22 protein-coding genes are annotated in these 24,128 nt (G+C 50.0%); 13 read left to right on the plus strand and 9 right to left on the minus strand.

Annotated features, from left to right (window positions below; all coding sequences use genetic code 11):
- Positions 1–6: 6 nt before the first annotated feature.
- On the minus strand, positions 7–183 hold the full coding sequence (torE, locus tag AC6R10_RS01560; protein WP_334550978.1) for a trimethylamine N-oxide reductase system protein TorE: 177 nt from the start codon (positions 181–183) through the stop codon (positions 7–9).
- Positions 184–613: 430 nt separating this feature from the next.
- Between torE and AC6R10_RS01565 the strand changes: the two genes are divergently transcribed.
- Together AC6R10_RS01565 and AC6R10_RS01570 are read left to right on the plus strand one after the other, a co-directional pair.
- Positions 614–1,414, plus strand: a complete 801-nt coding sequence (locus tag AC6R10_RS01565) for an ABC transporter permease (RefSeq protein WP_500634138.1) — start codon at positions 614–616, stop codon at positions 1,412–1,414.
- Positions 1,415–1,602: 188 nt separating this feature from the next.
- Positions 1,603–1,734 (plus strand): hypothetical protein, encoded by a 132-nt coding sequence (locus AC6R10_RS01570; protein ID WP_487902670.1) that lies wholly within the window; start codon positions 1,603–1,605, stop codon positions 1,732–1,734.
- A 71-nt stretch (positions 1,735–1,805) separates the two neighbouring features.
- Here AC6R10_RS01570 and focA read toward each other — a convergent pair whose 3' ends face one another.
- Complete coding sequence (gene focA / locus AC6R10_RS01575; RefSeq protein WP_334550982.1) at positions 1,806–2,657, minus strand: formate transporter FocA; 852 nt, start codon at positions 2,655–2,657, stop codon at positions 1,806–1,808.
- A gap of 222 nt (positions 2,658–2,879) precedes the next feature.
- Between focA and AC6R10_RS01580 the strand changes: the two genes are divergently transcribed.
- Positions 2,880–3,113 carry a TIGR02647 family protein gene (locus AC6R10_RS01580; protein ID WP_334550984.1) on the plus strand — a complete coding sequence of 78 codons (234 nt, stop codon included), beginning with the start codon at positions 2,880–2,882 and terminating at the stop codon, positions 3,111–3,113.
- Here AC6R10_RS01580 and AC6R10_RS01585 read toward each other — a convergent pair.
- Positions 3,110–3,883 carry a substrate-binding periplasmic protein gene (locus AC6R10_RS01585; protein ID WP_500671281.1) on the minus strand — a complete coding sequence of 258 codons (774 nt, stop codon included), beginning with the start codon at positions 3,881–3,883 and terminating at the stop codon, positions 3,110–3,112. The two genes, AC6R10_RS01580 and AC6R10_RS01585, sit on opposite strands and share 4 nt — an antisense overlap.
- A gap of 258 nt (positions 3,884–4,141) precedes the next feature.
- Between AC6R10_RS01585 and AC6R10_RS01590 the strand changes: the two genes are divergently transcribed.
- Together AC6R10_RS01590 and AC6R10_RS01595 are read left to right on the plus strand one after the other, a co-directional pair.
- Positions 4,142–4,963 carry an NAD-dependent epimerase/dehydratase family protein gene (locus tag AC6R10_RS01590; RefSeq protein WP_500671282.1) on the plus strand — a complete coding sequence of 274 codons (822 nt, stop codon included), beginning with the start codon at positions 4,142–4,144 and terminating at the stop codon, positions 4,961–4,963.
- An 8-nt stretch (positions 4,964–4,971) separates the two neighbouring features.
- Positions 4,972–5,598, plus strand: coding sequence for a YdcF family protein (locus AC6R10_RS01595; protein ID WP_500671283.1), 627 nt, complete (start codon positions 4,972–4,974; stop codon positions 5,596–5,598).
- 76 nt (positions 5,599–5,674) lie between these two features.
- Here AC6R10_RS01595 and clpA read toward each other — a convergent pair whose 3' ends face one another.
- Together clpA and clpS are read right to left on the minus strand one after the other, a co-directional pair.
- Positions 5,675–7,945, minus strand: a complete 2,271-nt coding sequence (gene clpA, locus AC6R10_RS01600; RefSeq protein WP_500671284.1) for an ATP-dependent Clp protease ATP-binding subunit ClpA — start codon at positions 7,943–7,945, stop codon at positions 5,675–5,677.
- Positions 7,946–7,988: 43 nt separating this feature from the next.
- Positions 7,989–8,309 (minus strand): ATP-dependent Clp protease adapter ClpS, encoded by a 321-nt coding sequence (clpS, locus tag AC6R10_RS01605; RefSeq protein WP_334550991.1) that lies wholly within the window; start codon positions 8,307–8,309, stop codon positions 7,989–7,991.
- A gap of 538 nt (positions 8,310–8,847) precedes the next feature.
- Here clpS and cspD point away from each other — a divergent pair.
- Positions 8,848–9,069 carry a cold shock domain-containing protein CspD gene (cspD, locus tag AC6R10_RS01610; protein WP_334550993.1) on the plus strand — a complete coding sequence of 74 codons (222 nt, stop codon included), beginning with the start codon at positions 8,848–8,850 and terminating at the stop codon, positions 9,067–9,069.
- Positions 9,070–9,170: 101 nt separating this feature from the next.
- Here the strand turns inward: cspD and AC6R10_RS01615 are convergent, their stop codons facing one another.
- The gene (locus AC6R10_RS01615; protein ID WP_500671285.1) at positions 9,171–11,396 is read right to left on the minus strand and encodes an NADP-dependent isocitrate dehydrogenase; all 2,226 of its coding nucleotides are present in this window, start codon (positions 11,394–11,396) and stop codon (positions 9,171–9,173) included.
- Between the two features lie 345 nt (positions 11,397–11,741).
- On the opposite strand from AC6R10_RS01615, the gene AC6R10_RS01620 reads away from it, so the two are divergent.
- Complete coding sequence (locus AC6R10_RS01620) at positions 11,742–12,434, plus strand: pseudouridine synthase (protein ID WP_500671286.1); 693 nt, start codon at positions 11,742–11,744, stop codon at positions 12,432–12,434.
- A 104-nt stretch (positions 12,435–12,538) separates the two neighbouring features.
- Here the strand turns inward: AC6R10_RS01620 and aspS are convergent, their stop codons facing one another.
- Positions 12,539–14,311: an aspartate--tRNA ligase gene (gene aspS, locus AC6R10_RS01625; protein WP_500671287.1), complete on the minus strand. Its 1,773-nt coding sequence runs from the start codon at positions 14,309–14,311 to the stop codon at positions 12,539–12,541.
- A 269-nt stretch (positions 14,312–14,580) separates the two neighbouring features.
- Between aspS and AC6R10_RS01630 the strand changes: the two genes are divergently transcribed.
- The 6 genes from AC6R10_RS01630 (at position 14,581) to AC6R10_RS01655 (ending at position 20,817) form a co-directional block, all read left to right on the plus strand.
- Positions 14,581–15,462: a DUF72 domain-containing protein gene (locus AC6R10_RS01630; RefSeq protein WP_500671288.1), complete on the plus strand. Its 882-nt coding sequence runs from the start codon at positions 14,581–14,583 to the stop codon at positions 15,460–15,462.
- A gap of 102 nt (positions 15,463–15,564) precedes the next feature.
- Complete coding sequence (gene cmoA, locus AC6R10_RS01635) at positions 15,565–16,302, plus strand: carboxy-S-adenosyl-L-methionine synthase CmoA (RefSeq protein WP_487902693.1); 738 nt, start codon at positions 15,565–15,567, stop codon at positions 16,300–16,302.
- A gap of 140 nt (positions 16,303–16,442) precedes the next feature.
- Positions 16,443–17,417 (plus strand): tRNA 5-methoxyuridine(34)/uridine 5-oxyacetic acid(34) synthase CmoB, encoded by a 975-nt coding sequence (gene cmoB / locus AC6R10_RS01640; RefSeq protein ID WP_500671289.1) that lies wholly within the window; start codon positions 16,443–16,445, stop codon positions 17,415–17,417.
- A 160-nt stretch (positions 17,418–17,577) separates the two neighbouring features.
- Complete coding sequence (locus AC6R10_RS01645) at positions 17,578–18,318, plus strand: ATP-dependent zinc protease family protein (protein WP_500634146.1); 741 nt, start codon at positions 17,578–17,580, stop codon at positions 18,316–18,318.
- 12 nt (positions 18,319–18,330) lie between these two features.
- The gene (locus AC6R10_RS01650; RefSeq protein WP_500671290.1) at positions 18,331–19,836 is read left to right on the plus strand and encodes an inactive transglutaminase family protein; all 1,506 of its coding nucleotides are present in this window, start codon (positions 18,331–18,333) and stop codon (positions 19,834–19,836) included.
- A gap of 3 nt (positions 19,837–19,839) precedes the next feature.
- The gene (locus tag AC6R10_RS01655; RefSeq protein ID WP_500631918.1) at positions 19,840–20,817 is read left to right on the plus strand and encodes an alpha-L-glutamate ligase-like protein; all 978 of its coding nucleotides are present in this window, start codon (positions 19,840–19,842) and stop codon (positions 20,815–20,817) included.
- 102 nt (positions 20,818–20,919) lie between these two features.
- On the opposite strand, the gene AC6R10_RS01660 is transcribed toward AC6R10_RS01655, so the two are convergent.
- Entirely contained in the window at positions 20,920–22,554 is a 1,635-nt protein-coding gene (locus AC6R10_RS01660) for a GMC family oxidoreductase (RefSeq protein WP_500671443.1), read from the minus strand.
- Positions 22,554–24,101 (minus strand): long-chain-fatty-acid--CoA ligase, encoded by a 1,548-nt coding sequence (locus tag AC6R10_RS01665; protein WP_500671291.1) that lies wholly within the window; start codon positions 24,099–24,101, stop codon positions 22,554–22,556. Before AC6R10_RS01665 ends, AC6R10_RS01660 begins: the two co-directional genes overlap by 1 nt.
- Between the last annotated feature and the right edge of the window lie 27 nt (positions 24,102–24,128).

Raw genomic sequence — 24,128 nt, forward strand, 5'->3', positions numbered from 1 at the left:
CTTGGTTTAACCGTGCGTTCCCGGTGGTCCCATGAAAAAGACCTGTAGCATCCAGACGATGAATCCGTATCCACCCACCAGTACGACGCTCAACACGGGGAAAAGAATCACTGTGATGAAGAGGAACGATTTCCACTCCAAGGAGCGCTTTTCGCCACTCTCTATTTTGTTAACATTACTCATACATTTTGCCTGCCCTGTCACTGATGCTCACTTTGAGCGCTGATCGATACGCACAAATTTCGTACAACTGATAGACGTAATGGTAGACCACACATTCTGTGGGGTTCAATCGAATTCAAGCCCATCACAACGACTATTCGACACTTTTTTGAGCTGATACAGAGATATGATGGATTGCGATTTTATGTGTTAAATAAGGTGCATTTATGAAGAAATATGAACAAGAAGAAAGAGTTAAAAAACGGTTACTCGCATAACATTTCACTTTCAAACTGGCTTAAAAAACGCAAGTCTAAGCGCTCAACTTCCCAACAAATTGTTAAATTATTATTAATGAGAAACGGGAATGAAGGGCTCAATCCGAGCGCAGCGACCAATCTGTCACAATGAACGCAATGGTGTAGAATGAGCGCGAATATGGAGATGAATAATGAGCAGTGTGGTGGATATTCCTTGGCCCATTCTTGGGCTGTTTTTTCTTACTTTGAGCGTTCCGCTCTCTATCAGTCGCTACTATCAACTGAACATTGGCAAAGATGCGCTCATAGGCGTCGCGAGAATGACGCTGCAACTGGCCCTGGTTGGGGTCTATCTCGAATACCTGTTTGAGCTCAATAGCGCGCTGGTCAATGTGCTCTGGCTCGCCGTGATGATTTTGATTGGCGCCAGTTCCATCATCAACAAAGCACGTTTACCTCGCCGCCCATTGATGGCGGTCGTCACCACAAGCCTCATCGTCGGCCTGACGCCAGTGTTGCTGATTATCACCGCTTTGGTCGTGAGACCCACGCCGTTTTATCACGCTCAGTACTTAATTCCCCTCGCTGGCATGCTTCTGGGCAACAGTTTGAGCGGCAATATCGTCGCGCTGCAACATTTTTACACCGCCTTTGAGCAACGCAATTCAGAGTACCAAGCGGCTATCTCACTGGGCGCGCCACCCAGCTTTGCTACCCTGCCTTTTGTTCGCGAAGCGATTCAAAAATCCGTGGCACCCACATTAGCCTCAATGACCACCAGCGGATTGGTCACGTTACCAGGAATGATGACTGGTCAAATTTTAGGCGGAGCAAGCCCTATTATTGCGATCAAATACCAAGTGATGATCATGGTGGCGATATTTGTCATGATGACCATCTCCATTACCACCACGCTTCGGCTGAATATTGCAGTCAACTTTAGCCAATCGGGTCAAACACGGGTCAAAAGGATCGAGCCTGAACAAGAATAGATCTTATCCACAGATTCTGTGGATAACCGTGGTGATACCTAGCCTTGGTCGAGACGCAAAACGTAAATTTTGACGATTATAGAAAAATTCCTTTACTTTCATCCGAGTATGATTTATTTCGATAACTGTAATAAACAGGTCATAAAATGACCATAGGATGCAATCGGTAACTGCAAAGGAGTGTTGTTATGATAGTGAATCCGTTACACCAAGTGTGCGATCAAGAAGAGGTAGGCAGTGAAGAGCTGCGTGATTGGCTGGTCTCTTTGCCCAAAGAACTGCTGCCATTTGATGAGCCCTATCATCAAAGCCTCGATTAATCAGAGACGATACGAAAAAACCTAGCGCGAGCTAGGTTTTTTGATTTTCAATGGCGAGCACACTGCCCGGTTCAATCTCTGAGATAAATTAACCAGTACCAGATCCCGACAAACACACCGCCTCCGATGATATTGCCCAGCGTGACAGGAATAAGGTTATGGACAAAAAAGTCAACCAAGTTCAAATCGGCATAGTCGGCAATATTCGCGCCTGTCATCTGCCAAAATTCGGCAGGAGCAAAAGATTTAATCGCAATCGCCATCGGCACTTGAAACATGTTGGCAATACAGTGCTCAAACCCCGCCGAGACAAACATCGCCACGGGCAATACCAACACCGCGATTTTATCAGTCAAGGTTCGTCCGCTAAACGTCATCCAAACACCGACACACACTAAGACATTGCACATAACGCCAAGCGCGACTGCCGAAAGAAACGTGTGATGCATTTTGTGCTGGGAAATGGCCATGGCATTTAACCCAACTTGCCCCTGATCGAACATGTACTGACGCGTCATCACCATACAGGCAACCAGCAGCAATGCGCCCACTAAGTTACCGCCGTACACGATCGCCCAGTTTTTAACCAAAACTTGCCAGGTTATTTTACCGCTCGCCCTCGCAACCAGCGTGAGCACTGAACTGGTAAACAGCTCTCCGCCCGTTACCACCACCAAGATCAGACCGAGACTGAACGCCAAGCCTCCGAGCAGGCGTGTGATGCCCCAAGGTAAATCCCCTGCACCGGTTGTCACAATCGTGTAGAAGACAAAGGCAATGCCGATATGAATACCTGCGGAGATCGCCAGCAAAAACGACTTAACGGGATCTTTGGTCGCTTTACCCACCCCGATTTCTGCAGCACGCTCTGCCATTTGCGGTGGCAGTAACGAGTCGAATTGGTTTTGGTTGAGGTTAATCATTGAAGTTACAATTTGAAACAATTAATGGCAGGGCACGGATAATTACTCGAAATGTGATCAAATTCAAGCACTAAAAATAAGGAAATAAGATTTAGCTTTCAGAAGTGATCATTGGCCACTAAAAAAGAGTGGTTGAGCTAACAAAACTCGCCGCAAGGCGTTGTTCTAACGGGGCTGGGCGCTTATGGTGAGATCGACGATAGAAACAGAAGGAAACCGTCTATGAAATACTCCAGCGAGCACCTTTCTGAACTGAATCTCTTACTTCAGTTCGATATCAGCAGCGCAGCGACTGGCATCAAAGTGCACCACGAGGCGTCGCAAGAGATGCAATCCGCGGTGGCTCGTCTGTATCAAAAGGGGCTTTGTACGCTACCTGATGGTGGCTACCTGACGGACGAAGGCATTGAAGTGGCCGAGCACGCTGATAAGATTCTTCGCGTGCTGTGCAGCTAACGTTTATCCGCGACGGGTAACTGAGTCACGTTACCCGGTTCTTGTTGTCTTTTCTGAACACTGGCCGCAATCGCCAGTGGATCGATTTTGGCGAGGCCTTGATTAAAGATGTCTCGCCACTTGCGCCCCTCTTCACTGTTGTTAAACGCCAAAAAGAGATCTTTTTCCGCCAATAAGGTGGGGTTCATTCGCAATCGCTTTGACAATAAAACGGAGCGTGAATCACGCCGAATCAAAAAATCGAGCACATTGGCATCAATCACCGCCGCATCCAATCGCCCTTTTGCCACTTTATAAACATTACGTAAATCATCGAGCGTCTCTTCCACTGTGAGGGAGCCGGAAGCGACCATCTGATCAAATTCTGGTGTGTTGACATACCCTTTCACGGTTCCAACGCGGTATTGAGTGAGATCGCTGAGTGTGCTCCAACGAATGGGTGATTGGGTGTTTTCCACCAGCCCTAACGGACCGCGACCAATCGGGTCTGAAAACACAAACTCTTGTGTATCAAAATAATATTCGGGGAAGTAACCGATGTACTGGGCTTTGCGACTGGCCGTCGTCACCGTTCTGACCCAAGGCTTGAACTCAACCACTAACTGGTAGCCCATGGCGGCAAACGCTTCCTTGGCAATGGCGACGGAGACACCCTGCTCAATCAGCTCTTCACCTGAATACGGGGGCCAGTTGAGTGACGTCATCACGACACGTTGGTTAGCCTGTACCTGCCATGTCAGTAACAACAAAGCAAACCACCACTTGATCATCTTACCTTCCTTTTTCAACGCCCTAGCATTCAACGCCTTCGCAGCCATCGCTATTCAAGCCAGTGACATCCAAGGTTTGGCACTCATTGCCAACCCATTGTCTCACTTTTAATAATAGCGTGATTGACTCAATTCGCTAGATTCATTTTGGCCAACACCTCTACGTGGCCTTGCGATACGGTTGCGAACACTTTCACAATGCTTTTCATTGCACCTAACGCAAGATAGAGTAAAGGAAATAAATGAAGGAAGGATGTCATGAGTCATATAGCGGTTATTGGCGGCGGATGGTTAGGTCGCCCACTTGCTCAATACTTGGAATCCATTGGCCATCAGGTGTCGGTCAGCCGCACCAGTGAGGTGGGGGCTGATGAGCTCAAAGCATCGCACCTCGATGGCTTTATCTGCCAGCTCGAGAGTCCGCAGTCTGAGGTGGAACGCTCACTCAGCGCGATTCAACCTTCGATCGTGATCGGTTGTTTTCCGCCAGGTTTTCGTAAAGGTAAGGGCGATGAATACGCCGAGCAGTGGAAAAAACTCGCCACAGCCTGTGTCAACATCGGGGTCAACAAGCTGGTGATGGTCAGCTCGACCACGGTTTACCCATCAGTGGCGAAAGAGATGTATGAGGACGACGCGACGTTAGCATTGGCCAACACGCACAGTACCTTTTCTGACAATGCCAAAATCATGCTCCGTGCTGAGCAACACGTTCAAGATTCTGGGTTGCGTTTTGCCATCGTTCGTTGCAGCGGTCTTATTGGCCCTGAGCGTCACCCTTCTCGATTTGCAGCCAAGCTTCGCCAAGTCAGTCGCCTTGCGCCCGCTAATATGATTCACCTACTCGATGCCATAGGTGCAGTCAGCTTTGCAGCCCTGCATGACAACAATATAGTGGCCAATGCCACGACGCCGAATACCGTGAGCAAAGCGCAATTTTATCAAACTGCGTTAGAAAGAGCTGGGCTATCAGAGCCCCTACCACCGATTGTCGACGTGGAAGATAAACGGATTATGGCGGACCGTTTGCTAGAGCTCGGTTACCGTTTTCATTTCCAACATACACTAGAGGCTCTGTGAGTCGCACCATGAGACTGTATCAACATCTAGAGCACCTATGGGCGTATATGAGACTCAACCAACCGTTAGAGCAATGTGACGGTTTGTTGGTTCTTGGCAGTAATGATGTGCGTGTTGCAGAGCACGCCGCCAAGCTCTACCTCGACGGCTGGGCCAAGACGGTAATCTTCAGCGGCGGTGCCGGGCGCTTGACGCAGGGTCTTTTTGCCGACAGTGAAGCCGACACCTTTGCTCAAATTGCCATCGATATGGGCGTTCCACGCCGTGATATTGTGATAGAAAGCCGAGCCACGAATACCGGCGAAAACCTGCTGTTTAGCGCTGAAAAGCTCCAACGATTGAACATTCAGCTCGATTCGATCCTATTGGTACAAAAACCATATATGGAGCGGCGCTGCTATGCCGCGTTTTTAAAACAGTGGCCTCTACCCTATCGGCAGGTGTTCGTCACTTCGCCGGCATTAACAGTCTGGGACTATTTCAATGAAGAGATTGACCTTGATACCACAGTGCGGGCAATGCTTGGCGATTTCGAGCGAATAAAAACCTATCCACAGCTTGGGTTTCAGGTCGAGCAAGTGGTGCCAGATTCCGTCGAACAGGCGTATCGTGCACTCAAAGCCATCTTTGATTGAACGACAGTTTAGCCTCATAGCAAAACAACAAGGCCAGATCGCGATGATCTGGCCTTGGTCTTATTCGTGTTTGGATTTAGTGGACCGCTTCTTCTTGCTCGCCTAAGTATTTGAAGGTCAGCGCGTCGCCATCAAGATCGACTTTCACTGTGCCACCGTTAACTAAGGAGCCAAAGAGCAGCTCGTTCGCCAAAGGTTTCTTCAACTGCTCTTGGATCACGCGGCCCATTGGACGTGCGCCCATCGCCTTATCGTAACCTTTGAGCGATAGCCAGTGACGAGCATCATCAGAGACTTCCAATGACACGCCGCGTGCATCCAGCTGGGCTTGCAATTCAACGATGAACTTATCAACCACCTGATGAATAACATGTTCATCCAGGCTGTTAAACCAGATGATGTTATCCAAGCGATTTCGAAACTCAGGTGTAAAGACCTTCTTAATTTCTGCTATCGCATCATGGCTGTGATCTTGCTGAATGAGACCAATGGATTTCTTCTCGGTTTCTTTCACGCCCGCATTCGTGGTCATCACAAGAATCACGTTACGAAAATCCGCTTTACGGCCATTGTTGTCCGTCAGTGTGCCGTTATCCATCACTTGCAGTAACAAGTTGAAGATATCTGGGTGCGCTTTTTCAATCTCATCCAGCAAGACAACGGAGTGTGGATGTTTAATAACCGCATCGGTCAACAAACCGCCTTGATCGTAGCCAACGTAACCTGGAGGCGCACCAATTAAACGGCTCACCGAATGACGCTCACCATACTCAGACATATCAAAGCGAAGCAGTTCGATACCCATAAGTTTAGAAAGCTGCACCGTGACCTCGGTTTTACCCACCCCGGTTGGGCCCGCAAACAAGAAAGAACCGACCGGTTTGTTGTCGTTACCTAGCCCTGCGCGAGTCAGCTTAATCGCCTCACTCAAGGCATCGATGGCATCGTCTTGACCAAACACCAACATCTTCATCTTCTCATCCAAGTTCTGCAAAATCTCTTTGTCAGAAGAGGAGACCGATTTCTCTGGGATGCGCGCCATTTTGGCAACCATCGCTTCGATGTCAGCCACACCGACGGTTTTCTTACGTCGACTGGCTGGGGCTAAGCGGCTGCGCGCGCCCGCTTCATCAATGACGTCAATCGCTTTGTCTGGCAAGTGACGCTCATTAATGTATTTCGCCGACAATTCAACCGCCGCACGCAAGGCTTTGTTGGTGTAACGCACTTCGTGGTGCGCTTCATATTTGGGTTTTAGGCCCATCAAGATCTTGGTGGTGTCATCAAGCGAAGGTTCCACCACGTCAATTTTTTGGAAGCGACGAGACAACGCACGCTCTTTTTCAAAGATGTTGCTGTACTCTTGGTACGTAGTGGAGCCAATACAGCGTAACTTGCCACTGCTGAGGAGCGGTTTGATGAGGTTAGCAGCGTCCACTTGACCACCAGATGCCGCACCCGCACCGATGATGGTGTGAATCTCATCGATAAATAGGATGGCATCTTGCTCTTTTTCAAGCTGCTTTAAGATGGTTTTGAAACGTTTTTCAAAGTCACCGCGGTATTTGGTGCCCGCCAGCAGCGAACCGATATCGAGGGAGTAGATCACGCTGTTGGCGATGATCTCAGGCACTTGCCCTTCGACGATTCTCCACGCCAAGCCTTCCGCGATCGCCGTTTTACCAACGCCCGCTTCACCCACCAACAGTGGGTTATTTTTACGTCGGCGGCACAGGACTTGGATAGTCCGTTCTAACTCTTTATCGCGCCCAATCAGTGGGTCAATTTGACCTTGCTTCGCCACTTGATTGAGGTTAGTCGCGAAACTTTCTAGACGCTCTTCAGAGCCTGACTCTTCGACACTGTCACTGCCAAAGGAATCCGATGAAGAGGACTCGTCGCCCGAACTGGACGCTTTGGTAATGCCGTGAGAGATAAAGTTGACGATGTCCAAGCGGCTGATGTCGTTTTTCTTCAACAGATAAGCAGCATGGGATTCTTGCTCGCTAAAGATAGCAACGAGAACATTCGCGCCAGTCACTTCGCTGCGACCGGACGATTGCACGTGAAAAACGGCTCGCTGCAGCACACGCTGGAAGCTCAAGGTTGGCTGCGTTTCACGGGTTTCGTCATTATCAGGAATCAGGGGGGTAGTTTGATCGATGAAAATGTCCAACTCGGCACGAAGTGCATCGATGTCAGCCTGGCAGGCTTTCAATGCCTCTCGCGCAGCATCATTTTCTAACAATGCTAGCAGGAGGTGCTCGACGGTCATAAACTCATGTCGTTTGTCACGTGCACGTGAGAACGCGCCGTTTAGACTCGACTCTAATTCTTTGTTCAGCATAAGTACCTCCTAAATAGAACAACGATGGTTGCTCGAACAAACGTTACGCTTGTTCCATTGTACAAAGCAGGGGATGCTCATTTTCCTTGGAATACATTGTGACTTGCGCCACTTTGGTTTCAGCGACTTCCGCGGTGTAGGTGCCGCAGACCGCTTTACCTTCATAATGCACTTTGAGCATCACCTGAGTTGCCTTATCAATATCCATAGAGAAAAAACGCTCTAGGATTTCGATGACAAAGTCCATGGGGGTGTAATCATCATTGTTCAATACAACGTTATACATGGACGGTGGCTTAATTTCTGTTCTTTCTTGCTCCAGTAAGTCAGAATCTGGAGTCACCCATTCAAACTGCTTGCTCATGACTCTTCAACAATTAGGTTTATCTGGTTTCAGTTTACCACTTCATGGAAGAGAAGTTTTAGATTTTGCTCTTGTAATTTAGACCATTTAAGCACAACAAAAATTTCACGCTTACTTAGAGACTAATCCACCATTTCCAAGCCTGCAAATAAAAGATTTTTATTCTCTCAAGCCCTCTATCTGATTGATTAAAAAGAAGCCAAAATCGCTGAATTGTCAAAATCACCCCGTAGACTAGAAATTGAAAATCGTTGCAAAAATGTAAATCTCAAAAGTGATTTGTTTGCAAATATGTAGAGTGCAATACGTTTTTTCTATTGACTGTGTTCAATCATTGGCTACATTGGTCAAATAGTGAGTAAAAATTTGGCAGCGGCTGAATGGAAATTCACTTTTTGTTTACACATCACATTTTGACAACATTCAGCGCTAGACGGTCATCAAATGGCAACAGGAATGGCGGCAGTATAGAGCGGAGTTGAAATCGGTCGTGTAACCACCAACAACGTCAGTAAACAATGCATGAGGGATGTATAGCATGGCTACAGGTACAGTAAAATGGTTTAACAATGCCAAGGGATTTGGTTTTATCTGTCCAGAAGGTGAAGAGAGTGATGTGTTTGCGCACTACTCAACCATTCAAATGGATGGGTATCGTACTCTGAAAGCAGGCCAACAAGTCAATTTTGAAGTGGAAGAAGGTCCTAAAGGCTACCACGCCAGCGTGGTGACACCAGTGGACGCTCAACCAGCTAAATAACCGCTGCCAAAAAACTTCGCCCGATTCTTCGGCGCCGCAAATCTAACGCAATAAAAAACCCGCTCAGTCAGCGGGTTTTTGTTTATCGGTTCGCCAGTCTATTAGCGATTAATGATGCTATTGAGTGTTGCGCTTGGTCGCATTAGCGTCGCGGCCTTTTCAAACACTGGTGCGTAGTAGCCACCCAGATCGCCCGCGACACCTTGAGCACCATTGAGCTCAGCGATAATCGCCTCTTCGTTGTCTTGCAACGACTTCGCAATCGGCGCAAACTCCGCCGCAAGCTCAGCATCAGCGGTCTGCTCTGCTAACGCTTTTGCCCAGTAGCTCGCTAGGTAGTAATGGCTGCCACGGTTATCAAGCTCGCCAACTCGGCGAGACGGTGACTTGTTGTTGTCAAGGAACTCACCGGTCGCCTTATCAAGGGCATCGGCCAGCACTTGCGCTTTAGCATTGCCTGTCACGACGCTGAGGTGTTCCAGTGACGCCGCTAATGCCAAAAACTCACCTAATGAATCCCAACGCAAATGGTTCTCTTTTTCCACCTGTTGAACGTGCTTCGGCGCGCTGCCGCCCGCCCCTGTTTCAAACAGACCACCGCCGTTCATTAGCGGTACGATAGACAACATTTTCGCCGAGGTGCCCAACTCAAGAATTGGGAACAAGTCCGTCAAGTAGTCACGCAGCACGTTACCTGTCACAGAGATGGTATCAAGACCTTCTTTAATACGCTCTAGCGAGTATTTGCACGCCTCAAGTGGTGCCAGGATCTTGATCTCTAGATCAGAGGTGTCGTGCTCAGGTAAGTACGCGTTCACTTTTTTGATCAGCTGAGCATCATGAGCACGATTTTCATCCAACCAGAATACCGCAGGGACGCCGGTTGCGCGTGCACGTGTCACCGCAAGTTTTACCCAGTCTTGAATCGGTGCATCTTTCACTTGGCACATACGGAAGATGTCACCCGCTTCCACCGATTGCTCAAGCAGCACCTGGCCGTTGCTGTCAACAACACGAACAGCACCATCGGCATCGAGAATAAAGGTCTTGTCGTGTGAGCCGTACTCTTCCGCTTTCTGCGCCATCAAACCCACGTTAGGCACGCTACCCATAGTGGTTGGATCAAACGCGCCGTGCTCTTTACAGAAATCAATCACCGCTTGGTAGATACCCGCGTAGCTGCGATCTGGAATCATTGCTTTGGTGTCTTTCTGTTTGCCATCAGGGCCCCACATTTGACCGGATGCACGAAGCATGGCCGGCATCGAGGCATCAACGATGATGTCACTTGGCACGTGAAGGTTGGTGATACCGCGATCAGAATCGACCATAGCTAATGGTGGTTGAGTTTCATACACAGCTTGAAGCGCGGCTTCAATCTCGGCTTTTTGATCTTGCGGCAAGGCTTCAATCTTGCTGTACACATCGCCGATACCGTTGTTGACATCAACGCCGAGTTTCTCAAACAGCTCACCATACTTAGCAAACACGTCTTTGTAGTAGACTTTCACGGCATGACCGAAAATCACTGGGTCAGAGACTTTCATCATGGTCGCTTTCATGTGCAGTGATAGCAGCACATCTTTTTGCTTCGCGTCTGCAATTTCTTGCTCAAAGTACGCCACGAGTGCGTTTTTGTTCATCACCGCGCAATCAATAATCTCTTTATCTTGCAGGGCGAACGGCGCTTTCAGTTGTTTTGTGCTGCCGTCTTTCGCGACAAATTCGATGGTCACTTTGGTCGCATGCTCGACCGTCACCGACTTCTCGCTACCGAAGAAATCTTTGTCATCCATACTCGAGACATGAGACTTCGACTCTTTTGACCACGCGCCCATTGAATGTGGGTTTTTCTTTGCGTAGTTCTTGACTGAAAGCGGCGCACGGCGGTCAGAGTTACCTTCACGTAGCACCGGGTTCACTGCACTGCCTTTGATCTTGTCGTAGGTCGCTTTGATCGCTTCCTCTTCGTATGTACTTGGCTCTTCAGGGTAGTTCGGCAGGTTGTAGCCTTTGGCTTGCAGCTCTTTAATTGCGGCTTTTAACTGTGGGATAGACGCCGAAATGTTCGGCAGTTTAATGATGTTGGCATCAGGTGTTTTCGCCAACTCGCCCAATTCAGCAAGCGCATCACCGATACGCTGTTCTGGCGTCAGATGCTCAGGGAAGCTCGCGATGATACGACCGGCGAGTGAAATATCGCGTGTGTCTACGTCAATGCCTGAGGAGGCAGTGAAAGACTGGATAATTGGCAGTAGTGAGTAGGTCGCTAGCGCTGGCGCTTCATCGGTGATCGTGTAAATAATTGTAGGCTTTTCTGTAGGCATGAAATTTCCCTATTTGTTCTGACAAACCCATTGGATGCATGGGCTTTTGTGGTCTGTCCGCGACAAGTAGATAATACCAACACGAATGTGGTTGCCTTGGTATCGTCATCCCCTCACTTGTTGCGATTTAGATGTCTCTTTTTTGTTTGGCCATCGCCGTTGAAACTTTGTGTTTCGCTGACTCGGCGTCCATGAGAACGTAATCGTTATAATTAAACAAAATCGGCAAAATAGTCTATTATCTTGTGCGCCAATCCTGATTCGAGGCGCGCACATCATAGCGTAATTCGAGATAGATCGAAACTTTCGCCCACACTTCGTTTACATTTTTGCAAGGTAGTTAACATGTCACCACGCTCAAGACGCGAGTCTCAGCCCGCTTCACCACGCAACGGTCAAACACGTTTAAAACGACCGTTTGGCGCGCAAGATGCCAAGCGCAGCTCGTCTAAACATCGCAGAAAAAAGCCAAGTCAAAAAGCGAAGATCGCGCCATCAGAACGTAAGGTGATCGTCTTCAATAAACCCTATGACACCTTGAGCCAGTTCACCGATGGGGAGGGAAGAAAAACCCTAGCCGACTACATCGATGTTAAAGATGTGTACGCCGCTGGAAGACTCGATCGTGACAGTGAAGGGCTGATGGTGCTGACGAATGACGGCATCTTCCAAGCCAAACTGACCTCGCCCAAATCGAAAGCCCCTAAAACCTATTGGGTACAAGTAGAAGGTGAGCCGAGCGACGCGGATCTCGACAAGCTTCGCCAAGGGGTTGAATTAAAAGATGGCATGACACTGCCGGCTACCATCGAACGCATAGACGCGCCTAATATTTGGGAGCGCAACCCGCCGGTGCGTTTTCGCGCCTCGATTCCAACGACTTGGCTCGCGATCACCATCATCGAAGGTCGTAATCGCCAAGTCAGACGCATGACCGCGCACATCGGCTTCCCGACCCTTAGGCTTGTGCGCTACTCGATGGGTGACATCACCTTAGGCGATTTGCAGCCAGGCGAGTGGCAAACCGTCGACCTGTAATTGCCCTTGTTATTAGTGGCTCTTCGTTGTCCTCTCAGAGCGACTTAGGATAAAAAATACCGCTCAATTGAGCGGTATTTTTGGTTTCATCACCCGTAAAGGGCTTATTCTTTATCTTTCGCTGCAGTCACTGCAATCGCTAGCTCTTCAAGCGCGGCAGGGTTAGCAAGGCTAGGCGCATCGGTCAATAGACAAGCCGCTGCCGTCGTTTTCGGGAACGCAATCACATCACGGATGTTCTCGGTGCCACACAACAGCATCACAAGACGGTCGAGACCAAATGCAAGACCCGCGTGCGGCGGCGTACCAAATTTCAGTGCGTCCAATAGGAAGCCAAACTTCAGACGTTGCTCATCCGCATCGATACCAAGAATATCGAATACCGCCGCTTGCATCTCCGCGTTGTGGATACGAACAGAACCACCGCCCACTTCGTAGCCGTTGAGTACCATGTCGTAGGCGTTAGAGTTCGCCGCTGCAGGGTTCGCTTTTAGCTCTTCTGCCGTCACACCGAGAGGCGATGTGAATGGGTGGTGCATAGCGTGCAAGTTGCCTTCATCGTCTTCTTCGAACATTGGGAAGTCAACAACCCATAGAGGCGCCCAAGTGCCTTCTTTTGTCAGCTCTAGGTCTTTACCCAGTTTCAGACGCAGTGCACCCAGCGCTTCAGCCACGATGTTCGCTTTATCTGCGCCGAACAAAATAATGTCGCCAGATTCCGCTTGCGTGCGCTCAAGGATGCCATTGATCACCTCTTCGCTGAGGAATTTAGCCACAGGAGATTGGATACCTTCCATACCCGCTGCGCGATCGTTGACCTTCATCCATGCCAAACCTTTCGCACCATAGATACCGACAAACTCGCCATAGCCGTCAATTTGCTTACGAGTGAGTGACGCACCGCCCGGTACACGAATCACAGCAACGCGGCCTTTTTCGTCATTGGCAGGACCAGAGAAAACTTTGAACTCAACGTCTTTCACTAGGTCAGCAACATCAACGAGCTCTAGTGGGTTACGTAGATCTGGCTTGTCAGAGCCAAAACGGCGAATCGCTTCGCTAAATGGCATGACAGGGAACTCACCGAGGTCAACGTTCAGTAGCTCTAGCCACATGTCGCGAACCATTTTCTCTGTGGTTGCACGCACCTCGTCAGCGGTCATGAATGAGGTTTCGATATCGATCTGAGTGAATTCAGGTTGACGGTCAGCACGTAAGTCTTCATCACGGAAACACTTAACGATTTGGTAGTAACGGTCAAAACCCGACATCATCAGCAGCTGTTTAAATAGCTGTGGGGACTGAGGAAGCGCGTAGAAGCTGCCTTTGTGAACACGGCTTGGTACTAGGTAATCACGCGCACCTTCTGGTGTCGCTTTGGTCAGTACAGGTGTTTCGATATCTAGGAAGCCGTTGTCGTCTAGGAAACGGCGAACAAAGCTAGACGCTTTCGCACGCAGCTTTATGCGGTCGCTCATTTCAGGGCGACGCAGGTCTAGGTAACGGTATTTAAGACGTTGCTCTTCCGAGTTCTTTTGGTTGAAGTCTAGAGGCAGAACGTCGCTGCGGTTGATGATCTCAAGACCTTTCGCAAGGATCTCAACTTCACCGGTGGCCATGTCTTTGTTGACTTGGCTATCTGGACGAACACGCACTTCACCCGTTAGCTTGATACAGAATTCATTACGAAGGGTATTCGCCACTTCGTACGCGTCCGCCATGTCTGGATCCACCACTACCTGTACGATACCTTCGCGATCTCGCATATCGATAAAAATAAGACCGCCTAAATCACGGCGACGGTTTACCCAGCCGCACAGTTCTACAGTTTGTCCTGCTAGGGACTTGTTCAGGTGACCACAGTAATGGGTACGCATAATGAAATTCCCAATCTCTCTAGTAATAAGTTGATGACGCCCTAGCTGACTGCCGCCAGAGCAAAGGTCCATTTATACGCTGAAAGTCATTTTAAATCGACTGTTGCAGCGACAATTTATTGCGTTTTATCGTGCTTTGATGATTTTTACACCAACAAATGGCCAAAAAAGCCGATTTCGCCGTCAAATTGACCCGATTATAACGCCAGATTACCTTTTTCTTCAAAACTCTCGTAGAGTAGAGACATCCGATGCGTATTGAGGGAAGTATGGACAAGTTACCACTAAGATTAGGCTTGACAATGTGGTCAAACAACCACTGGCAGCAGGCGTTTTATGGTAGTGGCACGCAGGCCTCACAACGCCTTGAAAAGTATGCTGAGGTATTCCATACCGTTGAAGGTAACACCACGTTTTACGCCACGCCAACGCCATCAACGGTGAGCAACTGGAAAGCCGCCACGCACGATGATTTTCGCTTTACCTTCAAGCTTCCCAAAGCCATCACCCACCAGCATCAGTTGCAAGGCTGCCAAGCACTGCTTGCCGACTTTATGCACATTATGGCGCCACTGATACCGCGCATTGGGCAATGGACTATTCAACTCCCCGCCGCCTTTGGACCCGAACACTTTTCACAGTTGACGACCTTCTGCGCCATGCTGCCACCGGACTTTCCCATCGGTGTTGAAGTGCGCCACCCCGCCTTTTTCGCCAAAGGTGACGCCGAAAAGCGACTCAATCAGTGGCTGCTGGAGCGCAATTACGATCGCATCATTATGGACAGTCGCCCTGTTTTTTCGACTCAGCCAGACAGGCGCTCCCCCTTTTTTGCTGCCCTAATTGATGCCCAAGAGAAGAAACCACGCGTTCCCGTGCACGCCATTGCCACCGGAGCGCATCCTATGGTGCGTTTTATTGGCCATCCTGATGAACCACTCAATGACGGTTTTTTTACTCCTTGGCTCGATAAATTGCCGCAGTGGATAGGCGAAGGAAAGCAGCCTTACCTGATGATCCATACCGCCGACAACCTGATTGCGCCCGAGCTAGCCGCGAAGCTCTATCGACGTTTGCAACAGCAGGTGTCATTACCCGATTTAGCGCCATTTCCAAGCCAAGGCGACCACGCGCAAATATCAATGTTTTAAGTCACATGACAAGCGCGCAAAGATCTCATAAAATACGCGCCTTTTTTGACATCTGACGATGGCATGCTTGACTGTTTGCATCGGCCGTAGCGAGAGTGTGTGATGAACCCTAAGAGCAACCCAGATACCATTTTTTCGGCGCCAATCGACAAAATTGGTGACTTCACGTTTGATGAACGTGTCGCAGAAGTGTTCCCTGACATGATCCAGCGCTCGGTGCCAGGCTACAGCAACATCATTTCAGCGATTGGCATGTTGGCCGAGCGCTTCGTTAAGCCTCACTCCAACATTTACGATTTAGGTTGTTCATTGGGTGCCGCGACCCTCTCTATGCGTCGCCACATCCAGCAAGAAGGCTGCAAGATTGTCGCTGTCGATAACTCGCAAGCCATGGTTGAGCGATGCAAACTGCACGTCAACGCCTATCGCAGCGATACGCCTGTTGAGGTGGTTGAAGCCGATATTCGACACATCGACATCGACAACGCGTCTGTGGTGGTCTTGAACTTCACGCTGCAATTTCTCTCACCACAAGACCGCTACAGTTTGCTAGAGAAGATTTACGCGGGTTTAAGACCTGGCGGTATTCTCATTTTGTCCGAGAAATTTGTCTTTGATGATGTCGGCGCCAACGAGCTATTAATTGATTTGCACCATGACTTTAAACGCGCCAATGGCTATAGCGAACTCGAGATCAGCCAAAAGCGCAGCGCGATTGAAAACGTCATGCGTCCTGATTCCATCAAAGCGCATAAAGAGCGCTTTGCCAAGATTGGCTTTAGCAGTTTTGACGTTTGGTTTCAGTGTTTTAACTTTGGTTCTATGTTCGCGATTAAGTAGTCATCACGCGCATATGGTGTCCATCAACGAATAGTGTTGTACGACACCCATCTCCACATTTGCACGCGCCGAGTCCCTAGAGGCCGCGAGCAAGCATAAACATCTAGGGCCATGCCTGTATCAACGAGGACCTTGTTTTCATGTTTAATTTTGCCGATTTCTATCAACTCATCGCTCAAGACACGCGTCTGCAACCTTGGCTGAATGTTCTACCACAGCAGTTGACCGATTGGCAAAATGCCGAACACGGTGATTTTGGCCGCTGGTTAAAAGCACTGAACAAGATCCCAGAAGGCGCGCCAGATCAAGTCGATGTTAAACATTCGGTGACGTTGAGCAATGACACGCCATTCCATGAGGGCGAGTTAAAGAAACTCGAAAACTTACTGCGTACCTTCCACCCTTGGCGTAAAGGGCCGTACACCGTACACGGTATCCATATTGATACTGAGTGGCGCAGCGACTGGAAGTGGGATCGTGTCCTCCCTCATATCTCTCCACTGAAAAATCGCAGTGTGCTGGATGTCGGTTGTGGCAATGGCTATCACATGTGGCGCATGCTGGGCGAAGGCGCGCGTCTTACGGTCGGCATCGACCCATCACACCTGTTTTTGATCCAGTTTGAAGCGATTCGCAAACTGATGGGCGGTGATCAACGAGCTCATCTTCTGCCGCTGGGTATAGAACAACTGCCAAAACTGGAAGCCTTTGATACCGTCTTTAGCATGGGTGTGCTCTACCATCGCCGCTCGCCGCTTGATCACTTGATCCAACTTAAAGATCAATTGGTGGCAGGCGGAGAGCTGGTGCTCGAAACGCTGGTTATCGAAGGCGATGAAACATCCGTGTTGGTGCCGACATCACGCTACGCACAGATGCGAAATGTGTACTTCTTCCCTTCCGCCAAAGCGCTCAAAGTCTGGCTGGAACTGGTTGGCTTTGAGCAAGTGCGTATTGTGGATGAAAACGTCACAACCACCGGTGAACAGCGCACCACCGATTGGATGACGCATAACTCATTGCCAGACTATTTAGACCCAAGCGATCCGAGCAAAACCGTGGAAGGCTATCCGGCGCCACGACGTGCGATCTTAGTGGCGAAGAAACCCAACTAGGAATTCCGAATTTCTTAAAGATTTGACAATACGTTAACGCATTTTTGCTATCGAATCGTTACTCTCCAAACCCTTACTTTCTGCCGCCTAATACGCCCAGTCAGTAAGGGACTATTTCTTTGTTTTTATCTCTGTTTTACTGCCCAATTTAGGTTGATTAATGTTTTCAAGATTGACTCCGCTTGTCGCCCTTGCTGTGCTTTCAGGCTGCGCGACAACTGACGAAAAGCCGTACCATCAAGAAACACTCGCCGCGATTTCAGCGCAAGAAACCTCTCTTAATAACAAGCTCGAAAACATCGCCCTGCAACTGAGCAATCAGTCCGACTACATCGAAAGCCTAGAGAGCCAAGTCTTGGTGTTAGGTGGTGAGGTGGGTGAACTGAAAAAACGCGTCAACACACCGAGCAAAGCACAAACCACACCCAAAGCGCCCACGCAGAAAATTGTCAAGGTTGACCCAAGTAACCGCATTGTGCTGGGAGAAATCGAGACGGTCACCATAGACAACGTCTCACAACGTTTTGACGCCCGAGTTGACACCGGCGCTGCGACCTCGTCACTCAATGCTGTCGACATTGCGGAGTTTGAGCGCAACGGCAAAAACTGGGTTCGCTTCCACCTCTCCGATGGTGTCACAGAGTTAAATGATGACAACTGGATCGAAGCGCCCGTGGTTCGCCATGTCAAAATTCGTCAATCCACCAATGAAGAACTGGAGCGACGAGTCGTGGTTGAACTTTGGGTCAAACTTGGAAAAATTCATGAAAAAGCGCAGTTTACATTGGCAGATCGCTCTCAAATGAGTCATCCTGTTCTTCTAGGTCGTGAATTCATCCGTGACATCGCCGTCGTCGATGTCAGCAAGAAGTACATTCACACGGAAGTTGCAAAAAAATAATAAGGTAACAGTATGACGTCAAAAGTCCCTTTTTATATTTCAGTGGTTGTCCTGATCTGCGTAGGGATTGCGCTGAGTCTATTTCGCCACCAAAGCTATGGTGTGCCTTGGACGCCAGGAGAAACGCGCCAAGTCTGGGATATCGAGGCTCGTATTGAATTTAATGCGCAAAATAAGCCCGTCAAAGCCTCCCTTGCTGCGCCTCATACACAATCGGGTTTTACCCTGATTAGCGAGTCGTCATCTTCTCCAGGCTATGGTGTTTCCTACATCGACACCGAAACTGGGCGACGTGCCGAGTGGTCCATTCGCCAAGCGAGCGGCGCGCAAACCATCTACTACAAAGCGCAGTTTTTGGTTGACCCGCAAGCCGACGTCGACCCGATTCCACCTGTTGCCGCCACCACCAAACCCACTTTCGATGGTCCTGTCGAAGCAGCAGCCAATGCATTGATTGAACTCGCTAATCAACGCTCTGCCGATGACATCACCTTTACCCGCGAACTGATCAAATCCATCAACGACTCAGACAGCCAGAACGCGGCGTTAATTCTCAATCGCACGTCTAAAGTTGAAGCAGTAAGCAAACTGCTCGCCTATGCGGATATCCCAAGTAAAGTCGTCGGTGTTATCGAGCTGGAAGATGGCCGTCGTCGCCAAAGCATTCAGCAGATGAACCAAGTGTGGGATGGCAAAAGTTGGGTGCTGTTCAACCCAAGCAAAGCGAGCCAAGTCACCGCAGAGAACATTCTGGTGTGGGATGAATCGAACGTCTCGCTACTTGATTTGATTGGCGGTCAAAACAGTCAAGTCCACTTCTCCATGATTGCTCAGGAAGTCTCGCCGTCTCAAGCGACGATGGACAAAGTGCAAGCCGACGGTTTACTCAACTTCTCTATTCATAGCTTGCCACTAGAAGAGCAAGCCATGTTCAAAACCATCATGCTGATCCCGATTGGCGCCTTGATTGTGGTTTTCTTACGCGTGCTGATTGGTCTGAAAACCTCCGGCACCTTTATGCCCGTTCTGATTGCGGTCGCCTTTGTGCAAACTCAGCTTGTGACCGGTATTGTCGGCTTCCTATTGATCGTCGGTACTGGCTTGGTTATCCGCAGCTATCTCTCTAAGCTCAACCTGCTTTTGGTGGCGCGGATTTCGGCGGTCATCATCACGGTGATTATGATCATCTCGGTGTTTACCGTGGTGGCATTTAAGATTGGCTTGACCGAAGGTCTCTCGATCACCTTCTTCCCAATGATCATCCTATCTTGGACTATTGAACGCATGTCGATTCTCTGGGAAGAGGAAGGCGCTAAAGAGGTAGTATTGCAAGGTGGGGGCTCGCTACTGACTGCTGTACTGGTCTACCTAGCGATGACCAACCCTTACATTCAACACCTGACCTTTAACTTTATTGGTCTGCAACTGATCGTACTGGGCGGTATTTTGTTACTCGGTACCTACACTGGATACCGTCTGACTGAGCTGCGTCGTTTTAAGCCATTAGCGGAGGACTGAACGATGTTTTCACGTTTTACCTCTCCGAGTAAGCTGCGCCACAAGGGCATTATGGGCATGAACCAACGTAACCACAGTTATATTGGTCGCTACAATGACCGTTCAAAATACCCCTTGGTGGACGATAAGCTGAAAACCAAGATCATTGCCGAGATGCATGGCGCGACGACACCGAAGCTTATCGGCGTTATCAGTAACCAAGCCGAAGTCAAACGTATTCACAATATGGTGCTCGATTGGCCTGGTTTTGTTATCAAGCCAGCACAAGGCAGTGGTGGCAAGGGGATCCTTGTTATCACCTCTCATAAGGATGGCGTCTACACCAAGCCTTCCGGTGCCACCATCAATAAAGAAGATGTCGAACGTCACATCAGTAATGCCCTCGCTGGGCTCTTCTCGCTCGGTGGCAAGAACGATGTCGCTGTGGTTGAAAATCTGATCAAATTTGATGATTGCTTTGATGGCTTTAGCTACGAAGGGGTGCCCGATGTGCGCATCATCGTATTTAAAGGCTACCCAGTGATGGCTATGATGCGCTGCTCGACCGCTGCGTCTGATGGCAAAGCGAACTTGCACCAAGGCGCCGTGGGCGTCGGGATCGATATTGCAACCGGCCGCGCGGTGCGAGCGGTGCAGTTTGACCAACCGATTACTCATCACCCAGACACCGGCAAAGAGCTGGCGACCCTACAAGTGCCTCATTGGGAGCGCCTTCTGGTGCTGGCTTCTAGTGCTTGGGAGATGACCGGTCTCGGTTACATGGGCACCGACATGGTGCTGGACAAAGAAGAAGGGCCTATGGTGCTCGAGCTCAACGCGCGCCCCGGTCTGGCGATTCAAATCGCGAACGGCAGCGGACTACTCCCAAGGCTCCGTCACATTGAAAACATGGGCACGGCTATCCGTTACCCTACACCGGAAGAGCGCGTCGCCTATGCCGCGAAACAGTTTGGAATTTTCGCCAACGAAATTCCTGCTTGATTCCTTAATGTCTAAGTTGCCTTAAACCTCCAATAAAAAATAGCCGCTTAGCGGCTATTTTTGTTTCTGGTCTTTTGTTTCTTGTCGACCTCGGGTGTCACATTAGCTCGCGGCGCGCACGTCAGGGGTAGACTGCAGGCCATATTGACGCTGAATTTTATCCGCAGCTTGCTCGGCAATCATGATGGTCGGGGCATTGGTATTCGCGCCCACCAAGGTCGGCATCACCGACGCATCCACCACCCGCAGCCCTTCTAAGCCGTGTACCTTGAGGTCGGCGTCCACTACCGCATACTCATCGCTGCTGGGCCCCATTTTACAAGTACCGACTGGGTGATACTGGGTATCGGCGCGATTGCGAATGTCTTGTTCGATTTGCGCATCATCGGTGATATCGACCGGATAAAAGTTCTCCCCCCTCACCTCGTCAAACGAACGGCTGTTTAGCATGCGATGCTGCAACTTCCAGCCACGCTTCATCACTTCCATATCGTCTGGGTCAGCAAAAAATTGCGGATCAATTAATGGGGCTTGAGTCGGGTCAGCGCTCGCCAGCTTAACGGTGCCACGGCTTTTCGGCCTTAGCACAGTGACATGGCAACTGAAACCGTGACTGGTGTGGATTTTTCTTGCGTGGTCATCGACCACCGCGACCACAAACACAAACTCAAGGTCCGGCACATCGAGCTCAGGTTCGGAGTACGCGAACGCAATTCCTTCGGCAAAGTTGCTGCTAAGCTTACCTTTGCGCTCAGACATCCACTCAGGCAGCGCCTTGCTCATCTCAGCCGCCATAGAGAGCGACACACCAAAGGTCTCTTTCTTGGCGCTGGTTTTATAGCTATGGACAAGGTCGATGTGATCTTGCAAGTTTTCTCCCACGCCGGGTAGATGGTGGTGGTGAGTCAGCCCGTGCGGTTCAACATCGCTCTTGGCGCCTATGCCCGACAACAGCATAATTTGCGGCGAGCCAAAGGCTCCGGCGCTCAAAATCACCTCTTTACGTGCTCGAATTTGGTACACCTTACCCTTATGCTGGTACTCCACGCCCACCGCACGCTTCTCTTCAAGCAGCACTTTTCGGGTCGTGGCTCGGGTAATCACGGTGAGATTTGAGCGATGTAAGTTCGGCGTGAGATACCCTTTTGCCGCGCTGCAGCGTTCACCGTTTTTTTGCGTCACTTGGGTGACCATAGCGCCAAACTGCTCTGCACCATTGATGTCATGATTTCTTGGCACCCCGATGGATTCACACCCATCAAGAAAACGCTCTAGTAGCGGACTCGGTGAACGCAAGTTGCTGACGTTAAGCGGTCCACCTTGTCCATGATACGCGTCGACGTGCTGCTCATTATGCTCTGCCTTTTTAAAGTACGGCAGGCACTCGTTGTAGCTCCAGCCGAGATTGCCTAGGCTTGCCCAAAGGTCGTAATCATAGCGATGGCCGCGTGCGTACATCATGGCGTTGATGGAGCTTGAACCACCGAGCGTTTTTCCACGTGGCTGATAGCCTTTGCGACCATTTAGACCAGGCTGAGGCACTGTCTCAAACGCCCAGTTATTGATTTTGGTCGGCATCATCGCCACCGCGCCTACCGGCGTGTGGATCACCGCGCTGCTATCTTTACCGCCAGCCTCAATTAAGCACACGCTGATACTAGGGTCTTCACTCAAACGTGACGCCATCACGCAGCCCGCCGAGCCGCCGCCGACCACAATAAAATCGTATTCCATGATCACGCCTCCTCGGCATCACAAGGATGCAGCTCCCGTTTGAGAATTTTACCCGTCGCTGTCATCGGCAAAGATTGACGAACAAATATGCGGCGCGGGTATTTGTACTCTGCCAACTGCTCACGGCACCACTGAACCAGGGTGTCCGCGTCAAGATCACTGTCATGTTTTAACGTCACGTGAGCGTGGATCTCTTCACCCAAACGCTCATCAGGCTCACCCACTACTGCCACCATCTCAATCGCGGGGTGGCACATCATCACTTCTTCAATTTCACGTGGGTAGACGTTGTATCCGCCGCGAATGATCATGTCTTTCACTCGATCGACGATAAAGAGGTTTTGCTGCTCGTCTAAACGGCCAATATCCCCGGTTTTAAACCAGCCATCTTGAATCACTTCTGCGGTGGCCTCTTCGCGGCGGTAGTAACCTTTCATCACACTCGGGCTTTTCACGCAGATTTCACCCAGTTCTCCACACGGCACGTGATTGCCCTCTAAATCGATTACTTTCACCATGTGGCCACACAGTGGCTGACCGACACTGCCAGGCAGGCGCTCACCGTCAATGTGGTTGAACGTTGCCACTGGCGCGGTTTCGGAGAGGCCATAACCTTCAAGGATAGGCACCTCAAACAGCGCCTCAAACTGGCGCAACACTTCAACCGGCAATGAAGCACCGCCTGACACGCCCAGGCGTAAACTCTCTTTCAGTTTGTGCGCCACTTCGGTATCCGCTTGACCAGCGCTAAGCAGCGCAATGTACATGGTAGGCACACCAGCAAACACGCTGACTTTGTGCCTAATAATGTCTTCAATGACCTGTTTGGGATCAAAGCGAGGCACCAGCACCATACAACCACCAATCATCAAGGTGGCGTTCATCATCACCGTCTGACCAAAACTGTGGAAGAGCGGCAAGGTGGCGATGGTGGTGTCATCACGTTGCAGGCGCATCAAGTTTTGTGACGCCATCGCATTGGTGAGCATGTTGGTGTGTGACAGCTCTGCCCCTTTGGGCTGCCCGGTCGTACCTGAGGTATAAAGAATCACCGCACTGTCATCGCCTTGACGCACAATCGACTCCAGCGGCTCGACGTCCGATGCCAACCACGCTTCCAACGAATGCTCGCCCACTTTACCTTGTGGCATGGCGATATAGTGCTGACAGCCTTGCGCGGCATGAAAACCGTCTCGGCCGTATTGGCCCATCGGCAGCGCTTCATTGCCATCAAAACAGAGATACGCTTTGGCCTCTGAATCATTAAGGTGATAGGCAATTTCGCGCGCTTTAAAGAGCACATTCATCGGCACCACCACGCACCCAGCTTTTAAAATGCCGTAATAGGCCACCGGAAAGTAGTGAATATTGGGGCACGATAGCGCGACTTTATCCCCCGGCTCGAGACCAAGCTCAGCCAAGTGACGCGCCACCTTACCCGCCATGATGTCGAGCTGTTGGTAGGTGATAACGTTGTTCGCCAGTTTGAGCGCAGGATGAGAAGCAAAGAGCGCGGCATTACGCTCCAGATTGACAGCCAAGTTGTGCATGCGGGATCTCCTTATCTTAGCCGCATC

The organism is Vibrio sp. R12-SG2-ISO1, from assembly GCF_059834045.1.